Below are 9,881 nucleotides of genomic sequence, written 5' to 3'. Positions count from 1 at the left end.
GCCACGGTGTTGCAACAAGGCGTTCATGGGCACAACCAAGAAGCCGCCCACCAGGCCCAAGAGGATTAGAAAAGGCACCGCCACCCAGATATTCGTCACCGCGTTCAGGCCCACCACCAGCAGACCCAGCATGATGCCCAGCGGTATGACCTTGGTGGCGCGGTCCAAACGCATATACATCGACGCCGCCACCGCGCCCACCGCCGTGCCCAGCGCCACCACACCGCCCAGGCTGGACGCCTGCGTGGTGGTGTAGCCCAGCGCCGCTGCGGCCCAGGGGAACACGATGATGCGCATATTGCCGGAGATGCCCCAGAACAGCGTGGTGGTGGCCAGTGAGATCTGCCCCAGCTTGTCGGCCCATAGACGCGAGTTGCAGGAAGCGAAGTCACGCACCAAGACCAGCGGGCTGTGCGCCAGTGGCTGCAACTCGACTTGCGTGCGCGGAATGGCCAGGTTAAAAATGGCTGCCACCAGATACAGACTCACCAGGCTCGCAATAGCGGCTTCAGGCGGCGTGTCAATCCCGCTGTCAAAAAATGGCAAATCGATGCCCAGCAGATAGGGTGCCAAATGCGGGCCCACCAGTTGACCGCCGAGCAAGATGCCCAGAATGATTGAGGCAATCGTCAGGCCCTCGATCCAGCCATTCGCCTTGACCAGTTGAGACGGCGGCAGCAGTTCGGTCAGGATGCCGTATTTGGCCGGCGAGTAGGCGGCGGCGCCGAGGCCGACGATGGCATAAGACAGCAGCGGATGGGCGCCGGACATCATCATCAAGCAACCCACAATCTTGATCAGATTGGCGTAGAACATCACCTTGCCCTTGGGCACGGCGTCTGCAAAAGCGCCGACAAAGGGCGCCAGGATCACATAAAAGAGCGCAAAAATCGGTCCCAGCGCAGGAATCTGCCAAACCGGTGCGCCGGTGTTCCTGAGCAGCTCGATGGCGCCAACCAACAGCGCGTTATCAGCCAGCGAGCTGAAGAACTGCGCTGACATGATGGTGGAAAAGCCTTTTTTCATGAACCCGTTCAATACTGCGAAGAAGGCGCAACCGCGGCCAAAAGCCCGCGGCAAAGATGGTGCTGCGCCGGGTTTATAGCATGCGCCTTGTTCTAGGGGGGTGTGACTTGCCGGCTAGGGACTCTTTGCAAAACCCCTGTGGGCCGCGGCGGGATCTTTGCGGGATATTGGGCAAGGCGCGAACCACCGCCCAGACTCGTGTCTGGGCAACGGTCGCAACGCCGGCCAGCGCCCGCAAAGGCCAGCCAATGCCACAATTCGGCCATGCCGCGTCCTATCGAAGCCCTTATCCACGTGCCCGCTCTGGCCCATAACCTTGCCCGTGCGCGTGCTTGCGCGCCGGACGCGATGGTCTGGGCCGTCGTCAAGGCCAATGCCTATGGCCACGGCATCGCCAATGCCTATGAGGGCTTGCGCGGCGCCGACGGCTTTGCCCTGCTCGATCTGGACGAAGCGCAGCAGCTGCGCGCTTGCGGCTGGCGCGGTCCGATTCTGTTGCTGGAGGGCGCCTTCGAGACCCGCGACCTGGAGCTCTGCTCGCGCCTGAAGCTCTGGCATGCGGTGCATTGCGAGCAGCAGATCGACTGGCTGGCGATGCACAAGACGCATGAGCCGCACCGGGTGTTTCTGAAGCTCAACAGCGGCATGAACCGGCTGGGCTTCAGCGCCACCGCCTTCCGTGCCGCCTGGACACGCCTGAACGCCTTGCCCCAGGTGGACGAGATTTCGCTGATGACGCATTTCTCCGACGCCGACGCGCGGCGCTTCGGCGCCGACGGCATCCAGCACCAGCTCGATGCATTCGAGGCCGTCTGCGCCGACCTGCCCGGCGAGCGCTCGCTCAGCAATAGCGCCGCCACCTTGCGCCACAGCTCACGCGTGCACAGCGACTGGGTGCGCGCCGGCATCATGAGCTATGGCGGCGTGCCCGATTACCCCGAGCATGGCCCCGCGCATTGGGATCTGCAGCCGGCGATGACGCTGCGCTCCAAGATCATTGCTGTGCAGCATCTGCAAGCCGGCGACACGGTCGGTTACGGCAGCAGCTTCACGGCTGCCAAAGCGATGCGCATAGGCACGGTGGCCTGCGGCTATGCCGACGGCTACCCCCGCCATGTGCCCAGCGGCTCGCCCATCCTGGTGGATGGGCAGCGCACCACGACGGTGGGCCGGGTCTCGATGGACATGCTGGCGGTCGACCTGAGCGCGCTGCCCGCCGCGGGCTTCAACAGCGAAGTGACGTTGTGGGGCCAAGGCCCCAAGGGCCAGGTCTTGCCGATTGATGAAGTCGCCAAGGCGGCCGGCACGATCGGCTATGAGCTGATGTGTGCGCTGGCCAAGCGCGTGCCGGTGACGGTGCACCACCTAGAGTGAGAGGATGAGAACTTTTTACTGCGCGACCCCCATGCGTCGTTGGCCAGATGCTCGGAATCCTCACGTACAGGAAGTGCGTTCCGGTTCCTGTGCTCCGCCCGCCTAGCCTGGCGGCCGCTCGCTACAAAAGTCCCCATCCTCTGAGCTAATCATGAACTTTCACTGGACACCGGCCGATTGGGAGCTTGACTTCAGCTTCATCCGCGCCAGCGGCCCCGGCGGGCAAAACGTCAACAAGGTCTCCAGCGCCGTTCATTTGCGCTTTGACATCAACCGCTCGACCTTGCCGGCCATCATCAAGCAGCGGCTGCTGGCGCTGTCCGACCAGCGCGTCACCAATGAGGGCGTGATCGTCATCAAGGCGCAGGAAACCCGCAGCCAGGAGCAGAACCGCGCCGACGCGGTGGCGCGCCTGGTCGAGCTGGTGCAAGGCGTCGCCCATACGCCCAAGGCCCGCCGCGCAACCAAGCCGACCTATGGCTCCAAAATGCGCCGGCTGGAGGGCAAGGCGCAACGCAGTGGCATCAAGGCCGGGCGCGGGCGGGTCAGCGAGTAAGCAAGAGGCTCAGGGATTTCCCTGGGGTTTGACGCCTCGGCCGGCGCGACTTGCAGTTCGTCGCATGCCGCTCGCGGTCCGGCGCACAGGGCCGCAGACTGCAGGCATGGCACTCCAGCCAGCAGCACCAGGAGCTCACGATGTCCCTCAGCAACGAATTCGAACGCCTCGCCGACCTGCATCAAGCCGGCCAACTGACGGACGATGAATTCGCCCGCGCCAAGGCCAGGCTGCTGGACGGCCCAGCGGGCTTCAAGCCCGATGAAACGCTGCACCGGCAGCGCCAAGGCGCCGGCCTCGGCCACGCGATCAACGGCCTGCAGCGCAGCCGCAATGAGCGTTGGTTGGGCGGCGTCTGCGGGGGCTTGAGCCAAGTCAGCGGCCTGGCCGCCTGGATCTGGCGGCTGATCTTCATTGCCGCCCTGCCCTGCCACGGGCTGGGCCTGATCGTCTATTTGATGCTGTGGGTGCTGGTGCCTGAACAGCGCGACGAGCCGCTGCGCCTGAACTAAGCCGAATTAGCGCCGCTTGGTCGCCACAAAAATACTGGCCAAACACAGCGCCATGCCACTCACCGACAAAACCGTCGGCACCCAACCTTCAAGTGCCGCCGAGATCACCAGCGCGATGACCGGGATCACCACCCCGGTCAAGGCGGCCCGCGCCGGGCCCTGCAGCTGCGCCAGCTTGAAGTACAGCACAAAGGCAATGACCGAGCCAAACACCGACAGGTAAAGCAAGCTCAGGACATAGGGCGCACGCCAATCGAAATGCAGGCCCTGGCCGCTGAGCAGCGACATCAGGATCAAAAAGACCGCGCCATAGCCCATGCTCCAGGCCAGCACGGGCACCAGCGCCAGCCCGCGCCGGGTCAGCGTCAGCGTCAGCACATTGCCGATGCAGGCGGCCAACACGGCCAGCAGACCCAGGCCCAACCCCAAGGCAGCGCTGGGGCGGGCACCGGTTGCGGCAATCTCGGGCCAGAAAATCATCACCACGCCGAGCACGCCGCCGCTGGCCGATACAAGGAAGCGCCGCGTCACCGACTGGCCGAAGAAGAGCCGCCCGGACAAGGCATTGCCAAACACCATCAGGCAGAACAAAACCGCCACCAGGCCGGTCGGGATATGCCGCTCGGCCTCATAGACCGAGTAGTAATTGCCGCTGTACTGGACGATGCCGGTCGCCAACATCAGCAGATGCGCCGAGGCCGGCAGGCGCAAGGATTCGCTGCGCAGCCGCGCCAGGCCGAACAGCAGCAGCGCGGCAATTGCAAAGCGCCAGGCGACCGAGTTGAGCACCGGCACCCCGCTGGCCAGCTGGTAAAGGATCACATGCCAGGTGCTGGCCCAGATCAGGGTCGGGCCCCAAAAGAGGGTACGGGTTGAAATCAAGGGCATAGGACGCCGCAATAGGCCCGCCGGCTTGTCATCTTCATTTACTGCTCCGTTGATATGAATGCGCTGAAGGGCACCGCTCGCTTTAAGGATGCGCTGCGGCGGCGTTTTACCACGGCCGGCGACGCCCTCTGACCCGGCAGCCAGCACGGGCGGCGCAATTTCGCGACCCGCAGGGGCGGGGGCGGAGCCCGTCACATCACCAAGTTGAAGGGGGGCTGAAAATTGCCCTGCTTTATGCCGCAAGGTGTAGCAAAGTCATTGACACATTCCGAATCCAGCGCCAATGCGCGGAGGTACTTCAAGCGCAAAGCATATGATTTCAGTGCAGCACGGAACCATCCGGATGCTGCCCAACTCAAGAAACAAATCGCCATTCGGCTCGATGAGGAGTCGATCATGTCCTTCAAGACGATCTCCGAAGACCTTGGTATTGCTGATCAGAACCTCATCAATTTGTACTCGCGGGACTGCCTGGCCACGCCTTGTGGCGCACAAGGCCAATTAGAAACTGGCTCACCGATCGAGGTCCGTCTTCATCAAAAGGAAAAAAATGAGCGCTATCGGCAATCTTTTGTGGTTCATTTTCGGCGGCTTTGTCATGGGCCTGGGCTGGTGGTTAGCCGGCTTGATTGCGTTCATCACCGTGGTCGGCATCCCCTGGGGGAGGGCGTGTTTTGTGATCGGCCAATTCGCCTTCTTTCCGTTTGGAAAAGAGGCCATCAGCAGACATGAGTTGTCCAAGCAGGAAGACATCGGAACCGGCAGCCTCGGGCTGCTTGGCAACATCATTTGGTTCATCTTCGCCGGGCTGTGGCTGGCGCTGGGTCATGTCGGCTCGGCCTTGCTGTGCTTCGTGACCATCATCGGCATTCCGTTTGGCATTCAGCATTTGAAGCTTGCCGGCATCGCGATCGCGCCGATTGGTAAAACCATCGTGACCAAGGAGGTTGCCGCGGCCGCTCGCCAGCAGGGCACCCAAGCGCATCTTGCCAAGATTCGGGCAGATCGGGGACCGGGCCCAAATCTGTAAGCAAGACCTGACCCTCGGCTCCGACTTGTTGACGAAAACGCGATAAGTTCACGAAATATGTCGGCGTGCAGGGCATCTATGTATTGTTTTGTCTATTTCAAGCACCTCCAATGGCACCGCAGTGCCAGCCCGGCTAGTCTGCTGTTCAACCGAAGCATCGCGCCATATGTCCCCAAACAATTTGCACTTGCAGCCAATGTCGAGCTCATTGGGCGAAGACGCCCAAAGCCCGCGCTGGTCATTCGGGCAGGGCTCGGACGTTTTGACGCTCAACCAGGACATCGGAGCCGGCAGCACCTGCTTGAAGCTTGCTCCCGAGCAGGCTCAGCAGCTCAGGGCACTCGGGGCGGCAACCGCATGCATACGGGTCACGATCCGCGCCGCCCAATGCATTGAGCTGGTGCTGATTGGCAAGAAGACCGGGGTGGGGCTATGGGGTGGCTTGGCCAACCGTGCGGACGACGTCGACGGCATCATTGCGGCAATGCAAAAGGCGCTGGGCTTCGCAGAACAAATCGTCTCGGAAGTGAACTCCCTGGTGCTCGTCGTCGACCGCAACTACAAGGTCAGACGCTTCAACCGGCTGTGCGAGGAAGGCACCGGCATGCAAGAGGCCGACATGATCGGTGTCGATGCGCACAAATTGTTTCTTGCTGCGGCGCATCAGCATGAGGCCAGGGCCAATATCGCGGAGTTTTTCGAAAAAGAGGCGTCATTCGAAACCGTGCGGCCCATCCACACGCAGCAGGGGCTGCGGCAGATTCATTGGCGCAATAAATTGGTGCGCGGCGGCTCGGACGAGGACACCTACTTGGTCTGCTCGGGCGTTGACATCACCGATGCCCTCGCCAACCAGCAGCGCCTCTACGAACTCGCGACCCAAGACCGCATCACCGGCCTGCCCAACGGCTATGCGTCGCGGCAGCGCCTGGATGCGGCCATCGAATCGGGATGCCCAGCCACGATCATGACACTGGGTTTCTTGAACTATCGCTCACTGCGGGGCATGCTCGGGATCACGCAGTCGGAAGGGCTGATGAAGCAAGCGGCGGAGGCGGTTGTGAGGGCTGTGCCGCCCGACTGGACGGTGAGTCGGCTCGGCGGCCCGGAATTCCGGCTGCATGCAGAAGGTGCCCGCGAAGATGCGGAGTTAGCCGCGGTCAGTGGCAAGATTTTGCAGGAGCTAGCCCAGAATTTCGTGGTGGCCGGCGTGCAGATTCGTCTCCACGCTGCCATCGGCGCGGCTCGCATACCGGAGCACGCCGCCACGGCCGATGACCTCGAAATGGCGGTTGACGCAGCCATGCACTCGGCGATGATGCGGGCTGGAAACAGCTTCCAGCTCTACCACAGCCGCCTGCGCGACGCGCTGGCCGAGGGCTTGTGGCTGGATGCTCAAATGCATGAAGCGCTGGACCGCAATGAGCTTGACCTCTGGTTTCAGCCCAAAGTCGATCTGCTCGACGGCCAGGTCAACAGCGTGGAGGCGCTGATACGCTGGAAGCATCCAGAACTCGGCTACATCCCCCCTGACAAGTTCATCCCGCGTGCCGAGACCACCGGTTTGATTGTGCGCATCGGACGTTGGGTGGTGCAAACGGCCGCGCAGCAAGCGGCTGCCTGGGCCGCCGAGGGCCGACCCCTGCGCGTCTCGGTGAACGTCAGCGCCAAACAACTGGTGCATGACGCTTCACTGACACAGATTCTGAAAGCGGCCCAAGACCGATGCGGCGGGCTGATTGACGTGGAGTTGACGGAGTCAAGTTTCCTCGAAGATGCGCAAGCGGCTCGCGTATTTATCGAATGCTGCCGCTCGCTTGGCTGCGGGGTGCATTTGGACGACTTCGGTTCAGGCTATTCGTCGCTGGGGCAGTTGGCCGATCTGGAACTGACTGCCGTCAAGCTTGACCGCACCTTCATTGCTGAGGGGGGCAACTCGCCGCGCCAACACGCCATGCTGGAGGCCATTTCGCGCTTGGCGCAAGCGCTTGGCCTGGATGTGATTGCCGAGGGCATTGAGACCGAAGCGATGGCGCTGAAGCTGCGCAGCATCGGTGTCCAATATGGACAAGGTTGGCTTTACAGCAAGGCAGTTCCAGCCAAAGAGCTGTTGGCTTGGCTCGGTGCCCGGGATGCAAGCGCGCAACCCTGTTGACCGGCCGCTCAGAATCTGCCGCCCGGGCTCCTAGCCTAGACTCCTCTCCCATGCGAGCCATCATCCTCGCGGCCGGGCGCGGTGAGCGCATGCGGCCGCTCACCGACACCACCCCGAAGCCGCTGCTGTGCGTGCGCGGCAAACCCTTGATCGAGTTTCACATCGAGGCGCTCGCCCGCGCCGGTGTGCGCGACATCGTCATCAACACCGCCTGGCTGAGCGAGCAGTTCCCGGCCGTGCTCGGCGACGGGGCCCGCTTCGGCGTGCATCTGCACTTCAGCGATGAATCCAACGAGCCGGTCGGCGCCTTGGAGACGGCCGGCGGCATTGCCCGTGCGATGCTGAAGTTATGTGCCCAAGGGGACGCGGCGTTCTGGGTCGTCGCCGGCGATGTGTTCCTGCCGGACTTCCGCTTCGAGAGCGCCGCCGCCGAGCGCTTCTTGCACAGCAACCTGGACGCGCAGCTCTGGCTGACCCACAACAGCCCTCACCACCCCAAGGGCGACTTCGGCATCAGCGACCAAGGCCTAGCACTCAGCGACACCGAGGGTCCGCGCTACACCTGGGCCAGCGTCGGCCTGTTCCGCCGCCGCCTGTTTGAAGCCATCCAACCCGGCGCCAAGGCAGCGTTGCGGCCATTGTTAGACGACGCCATCCGGCGCCGCACGCTTGGCGCCGAGCTGCTGAACGGGGCTTGGGTCGACGTCGGCACCGTCGAACGCTTGGCCGCGCTGCAAACCTGACCTGACCAGCTCAAGTTCACCGCTGGCCAAGCAGTCGGCCATCGGTTGGCGCTCGCGCGCGACGATCAAGAACTCTTCGCCACAAGTGGTCAATATCGAGCAGGAAAAATATCAGGTAGGCATCAGTCGGCCGGTCGCCTTGCCTGGGTGCTTCAAGACGGCGCAAGCTTAGCGCCACATCGGACTCGATCTGCAGGGCCAAAAAACGCCGGTTGCGCAGGCCCGTCAAGGGAGCGGTCAGGCTGGACGCCTCCAGCTCGGCCGTGCGCTCACGCACCTTGTTCTCCAGCCAAAGCTGGCGCTTGCGCAACAGCCGCGTACGCGAGCGCACCAGCGCTGTGACCGCTGCGCCCAATAGCGCCAGCGCGACCAAACGGAACCACTATTGCTACCACCAGGCCGGCAAAACCGTCAGCTTGACGCCCAACTCCTGCTCGCTGGCGACGCCGCTGCGGTTGACTCGGAGCCTGGGAGGCAGCAAGCGGCGACACGCGTTCTCGAAGAGCGACATAGTCAAAACTGGACCGCTGCGGCCGACTTGTAGCCGCCGATTTTTCTGCCGCCCCGGGCTCCTAGCGCCGCACCGGCCGGTGCGGCCAAAGCAATCGGTATCAGTAGAAGTAACTGGTCAAACCGGCGAAGCCTGTGCATCTCGCACTATGACATGCGGCGATGACGGCTCCGCCCCCGGGAAACCCCCGCGTGGCTTCAGCTCAATTTACTTGGCCAGCGGCGCCGTGATCGCATCAATACGCGCCAACACCTCGGGCGTCAGTTTGGGCGTCAACGCCAGCGCGCCGAGGTTGTCATGCAGCTGGGCGAGCTTGCTGGCGCCGAGGATAACGGTCGAAACACGCGGGTTGTGATTGGCCCAGGCAATCGCCAGCTGCGCCACATTGCCGCCCAAATCCGCCGCCACGCCGGCCAGCTGCGCCACCGCCGCATTCTTGGCCTTGTCGGTCAGGCCCTCGACCATCCAGCTCATATTGTCCAGCGCGCCGCGGCTCCCCGGCGGCACGCCGTCCTGGTACTTGCCGGTCAGCAAGCCCGAGGCCAAGGGGCTCCAGGTGGTCAGACCGAGCCCGAGGTCCTCATAGAGACGCGCATATTCCTGCTCGACCTTGCTGCGGTGGAACAGGTTGTACTGCGGCTGCTCCATCACCGGCTTGTGCAGATGGTGGCGCTCGGCGATCTCCCAGGCGGCACGGATATCGCTGGCTGACCATTCGCTGGTGCCCCAGTAGAGCGCTTTGCCCTGGGTGATCATGTCGCTCATCGCGCGCACCGTCTCTTCGATCGGCGTGTGCGGGTCGGGGCGGTGGCAATAGACCAGGTCGATGAAGTCGAGCTGCATGCGCTTCAGAGAGCCGTCAATCGCCTGCAGCAGGTATTTGCGGTTCAGCGTGTCCTTGCGGTTGACGGCGTCGCCCTGGCGGTCCAGCCCCCAGAAGAACTTGGTCGAGACCACGTAGTTCAGGCGCGGCCAGCCGAGTTGCTTCAACGCGGCGCCCATCACCTCTTCGCTGCGCCCGCCAGCGTAGACCTCGGCGTTGCGACCCGAGCAAGCGCATCGACGACATCGACCACCTGGGCAACC

At 63.2% G+C, this 9,881-nt stretch carries 11 protein-coding genes; 6 read left to right on the top strand and 5 right to left on the bottom strand.

The window, feature by feature from the left end; all coding sequences use genetic code 11:
- The coding region (lplT, locus tag RMO57_RS18055; RefSeq protein ID WP_310389006.1) for a lysophospholipid transporter LplT at positions 1-1,026 on the bottom strand (1,026 nt) is incomplete at its 3' end.
- Positions 1,027-1,290: 264 nt separating this feature from the next.
- On the opposite strand from lplT, the gene alr reads away from it, so the two are divergent.
- The 3 genes from alr to RMO57_RS18040 all read left to right on the top strand — a co-directional run bounded on the left by alr (position 1,291) and on the right by RMO57_RS18040 (position 3,468).
- Entirely contained in the window at positions 1,291-2,400 is a 1,110-nt protein-coding gene (gene alr / locus RMO57_RS18050) for an alanine racemase (RefSeq protein ID WP_310389004.1), read from the top strand.
- Positions 2,401-2,551: 151 nt separating this feature from the next.
- Positions 2,552-2,956 carry an alternative ribosome rescue aminoacyl-tRNA hydrolase ArfB gene (arfB, locus tag RMO57_RS18045; RefSeq protein ID WP_310389002.1) on the top strand — a complete coding sequence of 135 codons (405 nt, stop codon included), beginning with the start codon at positions 2,552-2,554 and terminating at the stop codon, positions 2,954-2,956.
- A 140-nt stretch (positions 2,957-3,096) separates the two neighbouring features.
- On the top strand, positions 3,097-3,468 hold the full coding sequence (locus RMO57_RS18040) for a PspC domain-containing protein (RefSeq protein WP_310389000.1): 372 nt from the start codon (positions 3,097-3,099) through the stop codon (positions 3,466-3,468).
- A gap of 6 nt (positions 3,469-3,474) precedes the next feature.
- On the opposite strand, the gene RMO57_RS18035 is transcribed toward RMO57_RS18040, so the two are convergent.
- On the bottom strand, positions 3,475-4,356 hold the full coding sequence (locus RMO57_RS18035; protein ID WP_310388997.1) for a DMT family transporter: 882 nt from the start codon (positions 4,354-4,356) through the stop codon (positions 3,475-3,477).
- 191 nt (positions 4,357-4,547) lie between these two features.
- Entirely contained in the window at positions 4,548-4,763 is a 216-nt protein-coding gene (locus tag RMO57_RS18030) for a hypothetical protein (protein WP_310388995.1), read from the bottom strand.
- Positions 4,764-4,906: 143 nt separating this feature from the next.
- Here RMO57_RS18030 and RMO57_RS18025 point away from each other — a divergent pair, with 143 nt between their 5' ends.
- The 3 genes from RMO57_RS18025 (at position 4,907) to murU (ending at position 8,284) form a co-directional block, all read left to right on the top strand.
- Positions 4,907-5,386, top strand: a complete 480-nt coding sequence (locus RMO57_RS18025) for a YccF domain-containing protein (RefSeq protein WP_310388993.1) — start codon at positions 4,907-4,909, stop codon at positions 5,384-5,386.
- A 196-nt stretch (positions 5,387-5,582) separates the two neighbouring features.
- Positions 5,583-7,541, top strand: coding sequence for an EAL domain-containing protein (locus RMO57_RS18020; protein ID WP_310388991.1), 1,959 nt, complete (start codon positions 5,583-5,585; stop codon positions 7,539-7,541).
- A 50-nt stretch (positions 7,542-7,591) separates the two neighbouring features.
- On the top strand, positions 7,592-8,284 hold the full coding sequence (murU, locus tag RMO57_RS18015) for an N-acetylmuramate alpha-1-phosphate uridylyltransferase MurU (protein ID WP_310388989.1): 693 nt from the start codon (positions 7,592-7,594) through the stop codon (positions 8,282-8,284).
- Between the two features lie 16 nt (positions 8,285-8,300).
- Here murU and RMO57_RS18010 read toward each other — a convergent pair whose 3' ends face one another.
- Together RMO57_RS18010 and RMO57_RS18005 are read right to left on the bottom strand one after the other, a co-directional pair.
- Positions 8,301-8,615: a hypothetical protein gene (locus tag RMO57_RS18010; RefSeq protein ID WP_310388987.1), complete on the bottom strand. Its 315-nt coding sequence runs from the start codon at positions 8,613-8,615 to the stop codon at positions 8,301-8,303.
- A gap of 387 nt (positions 8,616-9,002) precedes the next feature.
- Positions 9,003-9,881, bottom strand: an 879-nt coding sequence (locus tag RMO57_RS18005; RefSeq protein WP_310388985.1) for an aldo/keto reductase, incomplete at its 5' end; no start/stop codon positions are given.

Origin of the sequence: Roseateles sp. (genome assembly GCF_031397715.1) — a bacterium.
GTDB lineage: Bacteria > Pseudomonadota > Gammaproteobacteria > Burkholderiales > Burkholderiaceae_C > Paucibacter_A.
The sequence above is the reverse complement of the archived record's forward strand: the minus strand, read 5'-3'. Positions and strand labels throughout refer to the sequence as shown.

What these genes read in the sequence shown, in the direction of transcription:
- alr (WP_310389004.1), top strand. Translation starts at nt 1,291, where the DNA reads ATGCCGCGTCCTATCGAAGCCCTTATCCACGTGCCCGCTCTGGCCCAT.
- arfB (WP_310389002.1), top strand. Translation starts at nt 2,552, where the DNA reads ATGAACTTTCACTGGACACCGGCCGATTGGGAGCTTGACTTCAGCTTC.
- RMO57_RS18040 (WP_310389000.1), top strand. Translation starts at nt 3,097, where the DNA reads ATGTCCCTCAGCAACGAATTCGAACGCCTCGCCGACCTGCATCAAGCC.
- RMO57_RS18035 (WP_310388997.1), bottom strand. Translation starts at nt 4,356, where the DNA reads ATGCCCTTGATTTCAACCCGTACCCTCTTTTGGGGCCCGACCCTGATC.
- RMO57_RS18025 (WP_310388993.1), top strand. Translation starts at nt 4,907, where the DNA reads ATGAGCGCTATCGGCAATCTTTTGTGGTTCATTTTCGGCGGCTTTGTC.
- RMO57_RS18020 (WP_310388991.1), top strand. Translation starts at nt 5,583, where the DNA reads ATGTCGAGCTCATTGGGCGAAGACGCCCAAAGCCCGCGCTGGTCATTC.
- murU (WP_310388989.1), top strand. Translation starts at nt 7,592, where the DNA reads ATGCGAGCCATCATCCTCGCGGCCGGGCGCGGTGAGCGCATGCGGCCG.